This is a genomic window from Metabacillus sp. KUDC1714, from assembly GCF_014217835.1.
In the GTDB taxonomy this organism is placed as follows: Bacteria; Bacillota; Bacilli; order Bacillales; family Bacillaceae; genus Metabacillus; species Metabacillus rhizosphaerae.
This window is the reverse complement of the sequence record NZ_CP055263.1, coordinates 1,083,167-1,099,306: the sequence shown is the minus strand read 5'-3', so window position 1 is coordinate 1,099,306 and position 16,140 is coordinate 1,083,167. Positions and strand designations below refer to the sequence as shown.

Sequence of the window (16,140 nt, the reverse complement as noted above, 5' to 3'; positions counted from 1 at the left end):
TCACATTAGGATAAGCTCTATACTTTGATGCCTATCAAGATGGAACAGACTCAAAAAATTACTAGGTTACCTTGAATCTGAAAATCTACTTCGTTAACAGTTTGTATATCATTTAAATTCAATTTGTGTTAATGAAAGCTAAATAGGTAGGAGGGATTTCATTGCCTAAAACAATTACTAATGATCATACATTAGATTCAGTCCATTCAAATGTTCTATTGCAGAAAAAATTCTTCCATAGTGGTCAAACAAAACCAATCGAAATTAGAGTGAAAATGCTTGAAAATCTTGCTAATCTAATCCGTTCCAATGAGGAGCAAATATGTGAAGCGCTAAAACTCGACTTAAATAAATCAAAAACCGAAGCATATGTTACTGAAATTGGATTTTTGCTTGAAGAGATCCGCTTTACTTTAAAAAATATCAACAAATGGATGAAACCAGAAAAGGTAAAAACTGCAAAGACCCATATTGGATCAAAAGGATACAAAATTGCTGAGCCTTATGGTGTCACACTAATTATTGCGCCATGGAATTATCCTTTCCAATTACAGCTAGCTCCGTTAATAGGTGCAATTGCTGCGGGTAATACAGCTATTTTAAAACCTTCAGAATTAACCCCACATACTTCCAGCTTGCTTGCTAAGGTAATTAGTGAGGTGTTTGATCCAGCATTTATTGCAGTAATGGAAGGCGGAGTAGAAACGACTAGCCACTTACTTGAACAGCCGTTTGATTATATTTTTTTTACAGGGAGTGTACCGGTTGGGAAAATCGTGATGCAAAAAGCAGCTAATCGATTGATTCCTGTTACGTTAGAGCTTGGGGGGAAAAGCCCTTGTATTGTAGACGAAACTGCAGATATCGGATTGGCTGCTAAACGAATTGCATTTGGAAAATGGACAAATTCAGGACAAACTTGCATAGCTCCTGACTATTTGTACATTCATAAAAACATTCAAAATAAGTTTATCGAAGAATTAAAAAAAGTTGTTGTTGATTTTTATGGACAAAATCCAATTGAAAACGAAAAGTATCCCAAAATTGTGAATCAACGACATTTCAATCGTGTAAGAGGGTATTTAAATGATGGAGAAATTTTGTTCGGTGGACAAATTAGCGAAGAAAAACATAAGATTAACCCCACATTGATAAAGCCTAGAGGTATGTCAGTCCCTGTAATGACGGATGAAATTTTCGGTCCAATTTTGCCGATAATTGAATATGAACATATTCAAGACGTAATTGATTTTGTTACAAGTCGTCCAAAGCCATTGGCGCTTTACATTTTTACCACAAATGAAAAGATTGAAAGTGTGGTTACAAATTCTATTTCATTCGGAGGAGGATGTGTCAATGATACGTTAATGCACATAGCGACACCTTATCTTCCATTCGGTGGAGTAGGAGAAAGTGGGATAGGTTCATACCATGGTGAATCTAGTTTTGTTGCCTTCTCACATTACAAAAGTGTTCTCAAACAAACGAATCGTTTTGACTTGCGTTTTCGTTATCCAAATGCAAAAAATAGTTTAAAAATCATTAAGCGATTTATGAAATAGTTGATAACAAGGAAGGCTGGTCAAAATCTTATGGACTAGCCTACCTCGTTACTTTTTGCAGGGACTTTAATTACATAGAAAACCCTTACTTTATAGGAGATAACCCGTGCATTAAAAACTGTACCGTTCTTTCGATTTCGGCCTCATCGTCCCATTCTGCTTCAGGCACTAGCAAATAGCGGGCAATAACATAGCCAAAGATCGTTGAAGCTGTCATCCGGATAACGCTAAAAGGTGGCATGTCAATGATCTGTCCTTTAGCCTGGTAATGTGCAATCACCTTTTCGAACCGTTCAAATATTTTTTTCGCAATATGTTCTTTAAATTGTTCTTTTAATTCTGGATGAAAAGGAATTTCTTGAATGAGTATTCTAAAAAGTTGCATGTTACTCATAAGAAATTTTGTGCGGTTCTCAATCATCGCTCTCACGAAGTCTTCAAAGTGTTCATAATCCTGGTTTAGTACTTTATTAAAATCTTTTATAACAAAAGGTGCTATTAGTTTTGCCATCATTGGGGCTACAATGGTTAGCAGTAATTCCTTCTTCGTTTTATAATGCCTAAAGATTGTTCCTTCTGCTACACCAGCTTTTTTCGCAATCTCACTTGTAGAGGTAGCCGCATAGCCCTTCTCTGCAAAGGACTCAATTGCAGCAGCTAAGATTTTTTTCTGTTTTTCTGTTAACTCCTCATCATGATTAAACAATTCATCGATCATTTTATCTTGTTCAGACATTTTGTGCTCCTTTGTACCTTGAATATAAGTCTATAATAAATGATTTTTACTAGTAGGTGAAATTCAACATTTCGTTTATCCGCGAATCTATATTTTCCGGTACTTTTTAAGCGCTGAGATGTTTAACAGTATAAATAAGATGGAGAAGCCTGCTAATGCAAGGAGGTCCAGTTGGATTTTATCCCAGCCATAGCCCCTAACCATTACTTCTCTTAGTGCATCTGCAGCATAGTATAATGGTGTGATTGGTCCAATCCAACTGAGCCAGTCTGAAATTGTTTCTAAGTTAAACAATCCTGAAAAGAATATTTGCGGGACAACGATAATTGGTATAAACTGAATCATTTGCAGTTCATTATTAGCAAAAGATGAAAGTAAAATTCCTAAAGTAAGAGCTGTTAACGAAAGGAGTAAGGTTATTAACATGACATAGACGAATGCTCCTTCCATCAGCATCCCTAATACATAAATAGCATAAGCGGCAATGATTGACGCCTGAACCATGGTAAATATACCAAAGCCAAGTAGATAGCCAATTACGATTTCCCACTTTCTCAATGGACTTGATAGAAGTCGTTCAAGTGTTCCTGTTGTGCGTTCTCTTAAAAATGAAACACCTGCAATAAGGAAAACAAAGAAGAAAACAAAAAATCCAAGTAGAACTGGTCCAAAATAATCAAACTGTCCCATTTCACTGGAACCGTGTAAATAATCAACTTCAAGGTCAAAAGCTGCACTATTTCCTTGCAGAGATCCTAAAGCGGTTTGGATCCATTTAACTGTTGCTCCATTAACACTTGGATCACTACCTTCAAGAAAAATTGAAGGAACTTGGTTGTCAAATCGGATATAGCCATCGATTTCTCGATCAGAAAGATCCCTTTTAGCATCCTTTTCATCATTATATTGAGTGACTGTTGCGTCATCTAGCTCAAGTTTATCTACGACTGTTTCTGGAACATTTACTAGACCTACCTTAGGGTTATAATCATCAGTATTAAAAACGAAGTGAAGCATCGTTAAAACAAGAATCGGAGCGAATATTAACAACCCCATCGTTCTTTTATCACGAACGATTTGTCGTAAAATTCGAATGATTAATGCTTTTATTCTCATAAGTAGGCACCTCCATAGACGAGAAATGCTTCTTCAATTGTCGTGGTCTTTGTTTTTTCTTTCAGTTCCTTTGGTGTACCAACTGCAATCAGGCCACCGTTTCGCATTAATCCTAATCTGTCACATTTTTCCGCTTCATCCATGACGTGTGTCGTCACAATTATCGTTGTACCCTTTTTCTTTAGGTCATAAAATGCTTCCCAAATGCTTCTTCTTAAAACTGGGTCAATCCCCACGGTAGGCTCATCGAGTATTAGAATATCAGGCTCGTGGAGAAGTGAAATAGCTAATGATAGCCTTCTTTTCATGCCACCAGAGTAATTAGAGACGAGTTTAGTCATGTGATCTGTAAGTTGAACAACTTCCATCACATCAGTCATTCTTTGTTGCTGCTTCATGCCTTTTAACCCATAAAGTGATGCAAAAAATTGAAGATTTTCCTTTGCTGATAATTCTCCATAAAGTGCATCAGCTTGGGCCATATATCCGACTCTTTCGATTAATTTTAATGATGGCATTTTCTCTTGAAATAGAAAGTTTTCTCCTGATGTGGGTAGATCCAAACCAACCAACTGTTTGACTAGTGTAGTTTTACCTGCACCTGAGGGTCCAAGCAGTCCAAAGATCTCGCCTTCATAGATATCTAGACTAATATCGTTTAAGACCTGCTGTTTACCAAATGCTCTTGAGATATGTTGAATTGAAACAATCTCTTTTGTCTGTTTCAAAATTCTTCACCTCTTCCTATAAAATGAGTGATTACTCACTTAAATAATAAACCTTGTTACTTCTCTTGTAAAGTGAGTAATCACTCATTAACGAAATGGTGTAAGTTATGACTAATTCAAATATTAAAATAATAGTTTTTTATGAGGACTGCTGTGGAAAACAACAAGATTAATGGTACAATATTGCTAATAATTTTGTTTAATGATAGATAATTAGTAGGCAATACCCTTAAAAATGACGAGTAGTAATTAGTATTGATGATTGTACCTCGAGAGGAATTTGTGATAACAAAGGAAGCCATATACTTATTAAAAATACCCCTATTCAACAATGTGCGATTATTAATATAGCTAAATGAAAAGGTGAAGACTATGCAAATGCAAAAAATATTACCGGCTTTTTCTACTATTAAGCAATTTGAAAAGTTTTTACAAAGTAATTATGAGATCGGTGTATTCTTAGAAACTCACATTTCACAATTAATTAATATCCATAAGCTTGCAAAGCAATATAATAAAAAAATTATTTACCATGTTGATCTCATTCATGGGCTGAAAAATGATGATTATGCAACAGAATATATCTGCCAGGAGTTTGAACCATATGGACTGATTTCAACTAAATCCTCTGTTATTATTAAAGCGAAGCAAAAGGGAGTTATTGCGATTCAACGGATGTTTTTAATTGATTCACATGCTCTGGAGAGAAGTTATCGCTTAGTTGAAAAAACAAAGCCTGATTATATTGAAGTATTACCAGGCGCTATGCCATGGATGATTAAAGAGGTAAAGGAAAGAACAAACATTAAGATTTTTGCCGGAGGTCTTATCCGTAGTACTCGGGAGGTTGAGGACGCACTGTCAGCGGGTGCTGAGGCAATTACAACTTCAAAAAGAGAGCTTTGGGAGTACTTTAGATAACTTTTTAAAACAAATATTGGCGTATCACGTAATTTGTATTGCGCTTTTTTCTGTTATGCAATGTTAAGGGATGTTATAATTTAGTTAAGTAAATAAGACCGTAGGAGACTTGAAGAGACCATGCTACATTATAGCGATTGTTATAATGATAGTTCCGGTCTCTTTTTTAGTCGTTAAGGAAATTATAAAATTCTTGAACTGTGGATAAGCGCACGACATCCAGCTCCAGCGCCTAGCCCCTCTAGGGTCTAGATAATTTAGAATTGAAGTCAAAGAACGCCTTCTATTCTAAATTATCTTATTTGCCTGAGGCTGATCAAGGCGCTTGCGCTTTAGTTGATAAGAACCTAGTGAAAAGGGGATGCTTAGTATGAATCAGAAAAAGTGGTTAACAATGTCTGATGGCCATGAGGTTTATTTGCTTAAATGGTATAAAGAAAATGTTAAGCCAAGAGCGATCTTACAAGTATCACATGGGATGGCAGAGCATATAAATCGATATCACGAATTTGCCATTGCACTTGTTTCAGCAGGTTTTTTTGTTTATGGAAATGACCATCGTGGACATGGAAAAACAGGTGAAAAAGCCGGGACTTTAGGTTTTTTTGCTGATGGTGATGGATTTGAACGAGCTGTTGAGGACCTAGGGGAAATAAACGATTTCATTCACACTGAGTATCCAGATACACCTATTTTCATAATGGGACATAGTATGGGATCATTTTTAGTTCGACGTTTTGTACAACGCTTTCAAAAACAGGTTGATGGAGTGATCATCTCTGGAACAGGTGGAGATCCAGGATTGATGGGGAAAATCGGTAAAAGACTAGCAAAATCTCAGGTTAATAAATTGGGTGAGCGAACTGAGAGTCCATTCATGAACAAGCTAACCTTTGGTGGGTATAATAAGAAGTTCTCCACGGTTGAAACTGATTATGATTGGCTGACAAGGGATCGAAACGAGGTACAAAAATATATAGAAGATCCTCATTGCGGATTTATTGCTACAACTAGCTTTTATTATGATTTACTTTCTGGATTAGAAACAATCCATCGAAACGGTGAAGTCAAAAAAATTGAAACGGATCTACCCTTCTTCTTTTTCAGTGGGGATCATGACCCGGTCGGTAATCAAACAAAAGGTGTTATCGGTGTTATCAAACAATATAAAAAACATGGAATTAAAAATATAGATTATATGTTTTATAAAGAAGGACGTCATGAAATGCTGAATGAAACAAATCGAAAAGAAGTAATAACTCATATCATTCAGTGGTTAGAGGAACAATTGTAATTATTCCCTAATGTAATGATTTAAAATTCTTATTGACACATAACCAAAAGGTTTCGTATTATTGTTGTTAGGAAACCATTTGGTTACATAATATACATGGAGGCAATACACATGACAAATAATCAAGAAAAAGTACCAGAAATTCGTAAAACAACAGTATTTAATGCATCAATTGAAAAGGTATGGCAAGCAGTTTCATCTTCAGAGGGAATTGCTGAATGGTTTATGCCAAATGATTTTGAGCCAAAGGAAGGTCATGAGTTCACGCTCCATTCACCATATGAGAAATCACCGTGTAAAGTGTTAGAAGTGAATCCGCCAACTGGACTTACATTCACTTGGGGCGTATTTGGCTGGAAAGTTTCGTTCGAGTTAAAGGAATTAGAAGGAAAAACAGAATTTACACTTATCCATTCTGGCTGGGGGGCACCAAACGAAGTGGTCGGGCCAGCAGGTGAGACACATACTGTCATAAGAGATCGAATGAACAATGGTTGGGAAGGAATTGTTAATGATCGTCTTCGCAAAGTAGTTGAGGGATAATGACAGCCGTTCAAAAATATGATGTTTTCCAAGCGATTGCTGATCCTTCTCGCCGCAAAATGCTAAAGCTACTCGCGAATCAGGAATTACCTGTGACCGTAATAAGCAAGCACTTCCCGATGAGTCGTACGGCTGTGTCCAAGCATTTACGGATACTATCTGAAGCTAATCTTTTAAGTGTAGAAAAAGTAGGAAGAGAAATAAGGTACAAGCTGCAGCCAGATACTTTGCTTGAATTAAAGGACTGGCTTTCCTTTTATGAACAATTTTGGGATAACAAAATTTCAATGCTAAGACATCTAGTAGAAAATGAAGAAACATGCGGGTTGAAGGCAGTCGAAAAGATAGATCGTTTTGATAATAATGAAAAGTAGCCTACTTTGATAGTAGGCTAAACTGATTCAATCGTTAATAAGCCAATTATAGACAGAGGAGAAGGTAAATGGCAGAAGAATTAAGAAATTTATTTGATAAAGACTATATTAATGAGCTTTCAACCTCAATTAAATCAGAATATCGAAATTTTGATTCTCGCTTATTTCAATCGCTAATTTATGATGATATGTGGAATGAATTAGCATTAAAGCAACGAGTAAGACATATCACGAATTGTCTTCATAAAACATTAGCTATGGAATTTATAGAAGTACTAGAGCTATTAAAAAAGGTCGCTCCACATTGTAGGGGGGGATTAACTGGCATTGTCTTTCCAGATTATGTAGAGGTATATGGACTTGAGTTTTGGAATGAATCGATTAAAGCTCTTGAATACTTTACGCAATTATCAACCTCTGAATTTGCAGTAAGACCTTTTGTTATGAAAAACCAATCACTTATGATGGATCAATTTTTAAAATGGAGCAAACATCCGAATGAGCATGTAAGAAGATTAGCAAGTGAAGGCTCTAGACCTCGACTACCATGGGGAATTGCATTAACAAGCCTCAAAAAAGATCCAACTCCAATTTTTCCAATCTTAGAGAATTTAAAAGCGGATCCATCTTTATATGTTCGAAAAAGTGTAGCAAACAATTTAAATGACATTTCAAAGGACCACCCAGAGCTTGTCCTTGAAATCGCTCAAAAATGGTATGGCGACAACATTGATACGAATTGGATAATCAAAAGAGGAATAAGAACCTTAATGAAAAAGGGAGATCAACAAGCGCTAGAATTGTTTGGTTTTGGTACGAATCCTAATCTAATTGTAGAAGAGTTAACTGTGACAGATAAACTAACGATTGGTGATGCGTTATCTTTTTCTTTTCAGCTTATATCATCAGATGAAAAGCCTACAAAGATCCGGGTTGAATACGCACTTGATTTCGTGAAGGCTAATGGAAAGCATTCAACGAAGTTATTTAAAATCGCTGAAAATGTGATAAACTCTGGTGAAAAAAAGGTTTATACGAAGAAACATTCATTTAAAGATTTAACAACACGAAAACATTATCCAGGAAAACACAAGATTTCCATTGTGGTGAACGGGGAAACAAAGGCAAGCGAATATTTCTTAGTGGTTTGAATTAAGTTCATGTTATAAAGAATACAAATTTAAGTAAAAGACAAATAAGAACATAAATTAATAAGTTTAATAAAGAGAGAATTAACCTTCAAATTGTTTTAATGGGTTAATTCTCTTTTTGTTTTTTCGCAACGCCTGCAGCGGAATTCAACCGCACCTCATTACTTGGTAAAGAGCAACTGAGTTTGCGAAAACAGCCTTTATAAAAATATAGTTTAAAAGACTACCTATTAGCAAATACGATCTGAAGTATTGAAACCGCTTTATAATAGATTGACAAATATCAAGTTACAAAGTAACATAATAATTAAGTTATCGGTAAACTAAAGTTTGGAGGTTTTTTATATTTTGAGTAAACTAAAAAGTGAAATAGAAAATCATTTACTTAATCATATTTTACCGTTTTGGATAAATCTTAAGGATGAACAAAATGGTGGTTTCTTTGGCAAAGTTAATTATGATCTAACTGTTAATAAAGAAGCCGATAAAGGTGGTATTGCTGCTTCGCGGTTTTTATGGTCGTTCTCAGCAGCTTACCGAGTGACAAAAAGACCTGAATATTTAGAATGCGCACATCATGCTTACTCATTCTTAGTTGAGAAAATATATGATCATGAACACCAAGGTTTATTTTGGCAAGTCGATTATAAAGGGAATCCTGTTGAAGACCAAAAACATGTTTATACTCAATCATTTGGTGTTTATGCATTAAGTGAATATTACCTTATAACAAAAAGTGAAGAGGCACTACAATACGCAAATAAAATTTTTAATTTAATCGAAACAATAGGCTTTGATAAGGATAACAATGCATATAAAGAAGAATTTGATCGGGAATGGAACGAGCTTCCAAATGAAAAGCTGAGTGAAAATGGTGTTGTAGCAGAAATTACGACTAACACACATCTTCATGTTTTAGAAGCCTATACAAATCTTTATAAAGCATCTGCAGAAGAAGTGGTTAAGGAACGATTAACAAATTTAATCGAGATTTTCTATGAAAAGATTTATGACAAGGATACAAAATTCTTAAACGTATTTTTTGATAAACACTGGAACTCTTTGCTCCATTTAAAATCATTTGGACATGACATCGAAGCAAGCTGGTTAATTGATGATGCACTTAATGTGTTAGGTCTTGAAGATGAACGTTTTGTTCAAATGGTTATTGATATTGCCTATAACATTGCAGATGCAGCAATTCTTGAAGATGGTTCTCTTGCAAATGAACAGCATAATGATGATGTTGACCTTACACGCATTTGGTGGGTCCAAGCAGAAGCAATGGTTGGCTTCCATAATGCGTATGAAAGAACGAATGATGAGAAATTTTTAACATTAGTAAATGGATTATGGGAGTACACGAAAAATAATATTGTCGATTATCGTGACGGTGGAGAATGGTATTGGTCTGTTGAACCAGATGGCAAGCCAACGGAAAGAGCAGTTGGAGAACCATGGAAAACACCATATCATAATTCAAGATTTTGTTTAGAAATGATGGAGAGGATTGAAAACAAATGATACATGAAAAGTATTTTGAATTAGTTGAAAAACAAAATGAACTATTAAACAAAAAAAATGAGAAAAAGGCAGACTTTTATAATGGAATATATGATCGTTATGATAACCCGGTTGTAACTCGTCACCATGTTCCATTACATTGGCGCTTTGATTTAAATATAGAAACAAATCCTCACTTTATGGAGAGATTAGGAATAAATGCAGCTTTTAACCCAGGTGCAATTTATTTAAATAATAAGTTCTATCTTGTTGTTCGTACTGAAGGCTTAGATCGTAAATCGATTTTTGCGCTAGCTGAGAGTGACAATGGCATAGATAACTTTCGATTCATTGATACACCATTGACATGGGAAGATATTGATGAAAAAGAAACGAATATTTATGATATGCGTTTAGTTCAGCATGAAGATGGTTGGATTTACGGGATTTATTGCTCTGAAAGCAAGGACCTAAATGCATCTGAGTTTGATACATCTAGTGCTATTGCCCAAGCGGGGTTAGTGCGGACAAAGGATCTTAAAAAATGGGATCGTCTCCCTAATATTGAAACTCCATCACCACAACAACGTAATGTGGTTCTACACCCTGAATTTGTTGATGGTAAATATGCATTTTACACTCGTCCACAGGATGGATTTATTTCAACAGGCTCTGGTGGTGGAATAGCATTTGCCTTATGTGAAGATATTTTAAATCCAATTATAAAAGAAGAACAGGTTATGCATGAGAAGCGCTACCATACGATTTACGAGGTTAAAAATGGGCAAGGACCAGCACCAATTAAAACGGATAAAGGCTGGATTCATATTGCACATGGAGTGAGAAACACTGCAGCGGGTTTACGTTATGTCCTTTACACACTTGCAACTAGTTTAGAGGATCCATCGCAAGTAATTGCAACACCTGGTGGCCATTTTATTGCACCCTATGATGAAGAGCGGATAGGTGATGTATCAAATGTTGTCTTCTGTAACGGAGCTGTAGTAAATGAAAATAATGAAGTGTTTATCTATTATGCATCAAGTGACACTCGTATTCACGTGGCAACGACAACAATAGAAAAGCTTGTTGATTACACCTTTAATACTCCTGAAGATCCTTTTCGCTCTTTAGAATGTGCTGCACAGCGTAAGGAATTGATTGAGCGGAATTTAGAATTACTTAAAGAGATTAAGTGATTGTTTATATAGGCTATTTTTTAAGAGATAGTTGCTTTTAAAACAAAAACTATTTCAGGTTGATTGGAACGGATTGCGAGACTCCTGCGGGAGTAGCAGGACAGGTGAGACCCCGCAGGCGTTTACGCCGAGGAGGCTCACCGCCCGCCCCGCGGAAAGCGAGCATCTCTCGCTGCAATCAACCACGCTGCATTACTTGGTAAATAGCAACAATGTTTGCGAAAACAGCCTTATATACATTACTAGCAAAATGAGATAAGCAATTTGCTCGGAGGAAATGAAAAATGAAAAACAATGTGACGATGAGGGATATAGCCGATCAATTAGGCGTAAGTAGTGTTACTGTTTCAAAGGCACTTAACGATAAAGATGGAGTGAGTGAGGAGCTTAAACTTAAAATTAAACACCTTGCTGAAGAAATGGGCTATCGCTATAACGCAATGGCAAAGTCTATGAAAGAAGGATTATCTTATAATATTGGCGTTATCGTTCCTGAGCGTTTTGCAGGTATGGAACAATCATCGTTTTATTTAAATGTATACCAAAGTATATCAAGGGTTTTGGAGAACCATGGTTACTATGGAATACTCCATATTTTAAATAGTGAAGATGAAAAAAAGCAAAACCTTCCAAGAATTTATTATGAGAAAAAAGTAGATGGTTTCATTATTCTTGGGCAAATAAGTAAAAAATATATTGAAAAAATCCAAGGTATCGAGCTTCCAAAAGTTTTTCTTGATTTCTATGATGAGCATGCAGATATTGATTCAGTTATTACAGATAACTTCTATGGAGCCTATGAAATTACGAACTATCTTCTTCACAATGGTCATCGTGAGATTGCTTATGTTGGGAATTTATATTCAACTAGTAGTATACAGGACCGTTTCTTAGGCTATTTTAAATCATTACTTGAGCATAAAGTTGAGTTAAAGCAAGACTATATCCTAAATGATCGCGACGAACATGGTACTTATATCGATATTACAATTCCTGAAAAGCTTCCAACTGCATTTGTGTGTAACTGTGATCAGGTTGCACATAATTTAGTTCACAAGCTAACAAAATTAGGATATAAAGTTCCGGAAGATTGTTCGGTCGTAAGCTTTGATAACGATGTATATGCAACGATAACAGAACCTGGACTAACTACAGTTGAAGTTGACATAGAAGAAATGGCGAATAACGCAGTGAGCTTCACTTTAGAAAAAATAAAGGATCCAAAGAAAAACTTTGGACGTGTATTAGTAAAAGGAAAAATAGTCTATCGAAAGTCAGTTAAAAAAATAACAACAAGGTAACATTATACCTTGTTGTTATTTTTTTAGTATACTAAATGTGTAGATGAATGTTATTTTAAGAAGCCTTTTCCAAGTTTAATTATTTTTTGGCTCTGTTAAGCTCACTGTTGATTTTGGCACTTTGTTGATTGGAGCGAACGCCCGCAGCGGAAATCAACAACCAAGTTTAATAGAGCTATTTATAAAGGTAGTGAAAAAAATGAATAGCAAAATCGTTTTGTTTTTTCAATATATGTATAAATATTTTCAAGTAAGTTTATGCTTTTGGCTATCGCTATTAAAGGGTTTAGTTGTATATAGTATCGTCCCGAGCTTTTGTACACTGTTTTTAGTGTTGCGTGACATAAATAAGGGTGAGGATGAGGAGAAAAATAAAAATGTAAAGCTTCTTTTTAATCATTATTATGAATCATTTAAAATGTATAAGGTGACATCTTTTATCTATACTTTTAGTATGATCATTGTTTATACATGTCTTTTCTTTGTAAATAAGCAAACAAATGCATTTTCACTTGTCCTATCTATTTTATTAATCTATTTCTTGGCAATGGTATTATTGATGTTAACTTATAGTACGGCATTTCTTGCTTTTAAAAACATGAATGTAAAGGATGGCAATATCCATGCCTTCTTAGCCATTATCAAAAATCCAATAAATTCGGTCTCAATTTTAGTGATAATTATTCTACTATTTATTGCTGCTGGTTATAATCTTGTATTTTTTGTTGTATTCGGTCCCTTTTTATATGGGCTAGGTGTTATTTTTTCATTAGTTAAGGTTTTGGAAGTAGAAAAATAGAGTAGTTAATGAAATTGCTAGTAGGGTTACTCACGAGGGCATACATGTCTCTCTATGAGAGTAACCCTATTTTGTTTGTTATAAATTAAAAGAATAAACTGAGAAGGTTTACTTGAGAATAATTAAACGAGGAATAATTAACTTAACGTTAACTTTACATATAGGATTATAAACAGAGTGTAATAAAGAAACAGAGAAGTATGTGAAAGGGACAAGGGTTTATTTTATGCAGAAAAGGTGGATTTTTATTGTATATTACAGTCATAAAATAACTAGTAAATGTCGAAATAAACAGTGGTTATTAAAGAGATTACTATTAATTTAGAGTGAAAGTTTAAAAAATTTGTAGAATGTTGAAAATATTAAAAGAAAAGTCATTGACAAGAAAGCGTTACCATCATACAATTAATTTGTAACCTATACGGTAACTTAAAAGTGAATTAAAGAGAGGAGTTAATAGAATGAAAAAAACTAGATTACTAAGCTTACTTATGGCTATGGTACTTGTTGTACTTGCAGCTCTTACTGGTTGTTCATCTACTTCAAAGGAAGATGATGGGAGCGCAAATGGTGGTTCAACTGAAGCGGATGTAAGTTGGAAAGATAAAGATCCTAAGGAAATTGAAGGGGAAATTACATTCATTACTCAAAGAACGGATATTGTTGATACGGTATTCCCTGAGTATGAGAAAGAATTCCAAAAGATCTATCCAAATGTTGAAGTGAATTTCGAGGCATTAACAGATTACGGCGGACAAATAACACCGCGTATGAACACTGAAGATTATGGTGATGTGCTTTTAATGGCTCCACAAGTTCCAATTGAAGATATTCCAAATTTCTTTGAGCCACTTGGAAAACTTGCTGAAATGGAAAAGGATTATATGGGTGTTGAAGAAAGAGCAGTAGATGGTACAGTGTATGGTATTCCAATTGCAGTAACTTACACTGGTGTCGTTTATAACAAAAAGGTATTTGCAGAAGCTGGAATTGAAAAAACTCCTAAAACAATAGATGAGTTTATGGAGGCTTTAAACAAAGTTAAAGATAATACTGATGCAATTCCAATGTACACGAACTATGCAGCTGGATGGCCGTTAACACAGTGGCAAGGTGCTATAACAACTGTTGCTGGTGATGCTGCATACTATAACCAAACACTAGTAAACGAAAAGGATCCATTAGTACCTGGAAAACCTCAATATGAGCTTTATAAAATTATGTATGATATCGCTAAACAAGGTTTGATTGAAAAAGATCCATTAACAACTGATTGGGAATTATCAAAAGAGATGATGGGTAAAGGTGAAATTGCTACGATGGTATTAGGTTCTTGGGCAATTGACCAAATTAAAGGTGTTTCTGAAAACCCAGATGATATTGGTTATATGCCATTCCCAACGAATGCGGAAGAAGTAATTTTCCCATTAGGAGCAGACTTGCAAATCGGTGTTAATAAGCATACTGAGCATAAAGATGCTGCATTAGCGTGGGTTGACTGGTTCATTCATGACTCTGGATATGCTGTTGAGCAAGCTGGTGGTATTAGTGCAGCTAAGAGCGTTCCACTTCCAGAAGAGTTAAAAGCATATGAAGAACAGGGAGTTGTATTCTCATTACTTGAACCGGCTAAAGAAGGACAAGAAGGTTTGCTTGACCAAATTGATAAAGAATCTGAAGTTGGTTTCTGGTTAGAAGATAATAAGAAGCGTATTATTGAAGCGGCTATCGGAAATAGAGATGAGACTTATGAAGATATAAATAAAGAATTAAATGCTGATTGGAATGAAGCAGCAGAGAAAATCAAGGGTGAGTAGTTAAGGATACCCGATAACAAAATGTGTTAGAGAAAAGTGCATGTTATGCACTTTTCTTAACTTAAATACTAAAGTTTACTCTTAGCGCCCAGTCCTAAAAGGATATAAGCCACTCAGGAATTGAAGGTACTTTAACACCTTCCATTCCTGAGCGACTTATTTGCCTGAGGCTAAGCTTATGTGAATTTCGCTTTTATTACTGCCGGGAGGTGTAGTCTGTGTTCAAATTCTCAAACCTATCTTATGACGCGCAAAGAAGAGTCATTATTATTCTTTTCTCAATTGTTCCGGTAGCATTGTTAATTACTTTTGCTTATATACCGGTAGCGAATATGTTCTATTACAGTTTCACAGATTGGAATGGATTTAGTGATAAGGAGTTTGTCGGATTTGAAAATTACCTGACAATTTTTACTGATCCAGAATACTTTGTTGTTTTTAAAGTAAGTTTGTATTATTTCTTTGCAACGTTTGTGCAAATGGGATTAGCGTTATATTTTGCGACAATTTTAAGTTTTAACGTGCGTTTTAAGAATTTCTTTAAAGGTGTTTTGTTTTTTCCTTACTTATTAAATGGTGTTGCGATTGGTTTTATGTTTTTGTTTTTCTTTAGACCTGAGGGAACATTGGATACGGTTTTAAATACTTTAGGATTAGGCGAGTTTATTCAACTTTGGTTAGGAAACCCAGATATTATTAATATTTCTTTAGCAGGAACTTCTATATGGAGATATATGGGTTTTAACTTTATCATCTTTTTAGGAGCGATTTCATCGATTCCTAAAGATGTATATGAAGCAGCGGAAATTGATGGTGCGAATAAATGGCACCAGTTTAGATATATTATTTTACCGAGTATTCGCAGAATCATTCAGCTTAATTTAATTCTAGCGATAAGTGGAGCACTTTCTTCGTTTGAAATTCCTTACATTATGACAGCTGGTGCTAACGGTAGTAAAACGTTTGTTATCCAGACAGTAGATATTGCGTTTAAGTATGGTAAGGTCGGTCTAGGTTCTGCGATGGCTGTTGTGCTTATGATTATTGTTATCGTTGTAACGCTTATACAGAAAAAATTCTTTAAGGAGGACTAGAA

General features: G+C 35.1%; 15 protein-coding genes. 12 read left to right on the top strand and 3 right to left on the bottom strand.

Annotated features, from left to right (window positions below; all coding sequences use genetic code 11):
* The first annotated feature begins 161 nt into the window (after positions 1-161).
* Complete coding sequence (locus tag HUW50_RS05340; protein WP_157094338.1) at positions 162-1,562, top strand: aldehyde dehydrogenase; 1,401 nt, start codon at positions 162-164, stop codon at positions 1,560-1,562.
* 85 nt (positions 1,563-1,647) lie between these two features.
* Here HUW50_RS05340 and HUW50_RS05335 read toward each other — a convergent pair whose 3' ends face one another.
* From HUW50_RS05335 to HUW50_RS05325, 3 genes are all read right to left on the bottom strand, one after another.
* Positions 1,648-2,298, bottom strand: coding sequence for a TetR/AcrR family transcriptional regulator (locus tag HUW50_RS05335; protein ID WP_066329707.1), 651 nt, complete (start codon positions 2,296-2,298; stop codon positions 1,648-1,650).
* Between the two features lie 87 nt (positions 2,299-2,385).
* Positions 2,386-3,414: an ABC transporter permease gene (locus HUW50_RS05330; RefSeq protein WP_066329713.1), complete on the bottom strand. Its 1,029-nt coding sequence runs from the start codon at positions 3,412-3,414 to the stop codon at positions 2,386-2,388.
* Entirely contained in the window at positions 3,411-4,142 is a 732-nt protein-coding gene (locus HUW50_RS05325; protein ID WP_066329715.1) for an ABC transporter ATP-binding protein, read from the bottom strand. The genes HUW50_RS05330 and HUW50_RS05325 overlap by 4 nt, the downstream gene beginning before the upstream one ends.
* Before the next feature lie 378 nt (positions 4,143-4,520).
* Here HUW50_RS05325 and HUW50_RS05320 point away from each other — a divergent pair, with 378 nt between their 5' ends.
* From HUW50_RS05320 to HUW50_RS05270, 11 genes are all read left to right on the top strand, one after another.
* Positions 4,521-5,063 carry a glycerol-3-phosphate responsive antiterminator gene (locus HUW50_RS05320; RefSeq protein ID WP_396652604.1) on the top strand — a complete coding sequence of 181 codons (543 nt, stop codon included), beginning with the start codon at positions 4,521-4,523 and terminating at the stop codon, positions 5,061-5,063.
* Positions 5,064-5,433: 370 nt separating this feature from the next.
* Entirely contained in the window at positions 5,434-6,357 is a 924-nt protein-coding gene (locus tag HUW50_RS05315; protein ID WP_066329719.1) for an alpha/beta hydrolase, read from the top strand.
* A 111-nt stretch (positions 6,358-6,468) separates the two neighbouring features.
* Complete coding sequence (locus tag HUW50_RS05310) at positions 6,469-6,900, top strand: SRPBCC family protein (protein WP_066329721.1); 432 nt, start codon at positions 6,469-6,471, stop codon at positions 6,898-6,900.
* The gene (locus HUW50_RS05305; protein ID WP_066329722.1) at positions 6,900-7,274 is read left to right on the top strand and encodes an ArsR/SmtB family transcription factor; all 375 of its coding nucleotides are present in this window, start codon (positions 6,900-6,902) and stop codon (positions 7,272-7,274) included. The genes HUW50_RS05310 and HUW50_RS05305 overlap by 1 nt, the downstream gene beginning before the upstream one ends.
* A gap of 68 nt (positions 7,275-7,342) precedes the next feature.
* Positions 7,343-8,425 carry a DNA alkylation repair protein gene (locus tag HUW50_RS05300; RefSeq protein ID WP_066329723.1) on the top strand — a complete coding sequence of 361 codons (1,083 nt, stop codon included), beginning with the start codon at positions 7,343-7,345 and terminating at the stop codon, positions 8,423-8,425.
* 348 nt (positions 8,426-8,773) lie between these two features.
* Positions 8,774-9,949, top strand: coding sequence for an AGE family epimerase/isomerase (locus HUW50_RS05295; RefSeq protein WP_066329724.1), 1,176 nt, complete (start codon positions 8,774-8,776; stop codon positions 9,947-9,949).
* On the top strand, positions 9,946-11,127 hold the full coding sequence (locus tag HUW50_RS05290) for a glycoside hydrolase family 130 protein (protein ID WP_066329729.1): 1,182 nt from the start codon (positions 9,946-9,948) through the stop codon (positions 11,125-11,127). Before HUW50_RS05295 ends, HUW50_RS05290 begins: the two co-directional genes overlap by 4 nt.
* A gap of 284 nt (positions 11,128-11,411) precedes the next feature.
* Positions 11,412-12,428, top strand: a complete 1,017-nt coding sequence (locus tag HUW50_RS05285) for a substrate-binding domain-containing protein (protein ID WP_066329730.1) — start codon at positions 11,412-11,414, stop codon at positions 12,426-12,428.
* Positions 12,429-12,627: 199 nt separating this feature from the next.
* The gene (locus tag HUW50_RS05280) at positions 12,628-13,227 is read left to right on the top strand and encodes a YesL family protein (RefSeq protein ID WP_066329733.1); all 600 of its coding nucleotides are present in this window, start codon (positions 12,628-12,630) and stop codon (positions 13,225-13,227) included.
* A gap of 461 nt (positions 13,228-13,688) precedes the next feature.
* Positions 13,689-15,044 (top strand): ABC transporter substrate-binding protein, encoded by a 1,356-nt coding sequence (locus HUW50_RS05275; protein WP_066329734.1) that lies wholly within the window; start codon positions 13,689-13,691, stop codon positions 15,042-15,044.
* Between the two features lie 218 nt (positions 15,045-15,262).
* Positions 15,263-16,138, top strand: coding sequence for a carbohydrate ABC transporter permease (locus HUW50_RS05270; protein ID WP_066329738.1), 876 nt, complete (start codon positions 15,263-15,265; stop codon positions 16,136-16,138).
* Positions 16,139-16,140: the final 2 nt, after the last annotated feature.

Bases quoted from the DNA above. Each gene is read 5' to 3' on its own strand.
- HUW50_RS05335 (WP_066329707.1), bottom strand. From the start codon at position 2,298: ATGTCTGAACAAGATAAAATGATCGATGAATTGTTTAATCATGATGAG.
- HUW50_RS05330 (WP_066329713.1), bottom strand. From the start codon at position 3,414: ATGAGAATAAAAGCATTAATCATTCGAATTTTACGACAAATCGTTCGT.
- HUW50_RS05320 (WP_396652604.1), top strand. From the start codon at position 4,521: ATGCAAAAAATATTACCGGCTTTTTCTACTATTAAGCAATTTGAAAAG.
- HUW50_RS05315 (WP_066329719.1), top strand. From the start codon at position 5,434: ATGAATCAGAAAAAGTGGTTAACAATGTCTGATGGCCATGAGGTTTAT.
- HUW50_RS05310 (WP_066329721.1), top strand. From the start codon at position 6,469: ATGACAAATAATCAAGAAAAAGTACCAGAAATTCGTAAAACAACAGTA.
- HUW50_RS05305 (WP_066329722.1), top strand. From the start codon at position 6,900: ATGACAGCCGTTCAAAAATATGATGTTTTCCAAGCGATTGCTGATCCT.
- HUW50_RS05300 (WP_066329723.1), top strand. From the start codon at position 7,343: ATGGCAGAAGAATTAAGAAATTTATTTGATAAAGACTATATTAATGAG.
- HUW50_RS05290 (WP_066329729.1), top strand. From the start codon at position 9,946: ATGATACATGAAAAGTATTTTGAATTAGTTGAAAAACAAAATGAACTA.
- HUW50_RS05285 (WP_066329730.1), top strand. From the start codon at position 11,412: ATGAAAAACAATGTGACGATGAGGGATATAGCCGATCAATTAGGCGTA.
- HUW50_RS05280 (WP_066329733.1), top strand. From the start codon at position 12,628: ATGAATAGCAAAATCGTTTTGTTTTTTCAATATATGTATAAATATTTT.
- HUW50_RS05275 (WP_066329734.1), top strand. From the start codon at position 13,689: ATGAAAAAAACTAGATTACTAAGCTTACTTATGGCTATGGTACTTGTT.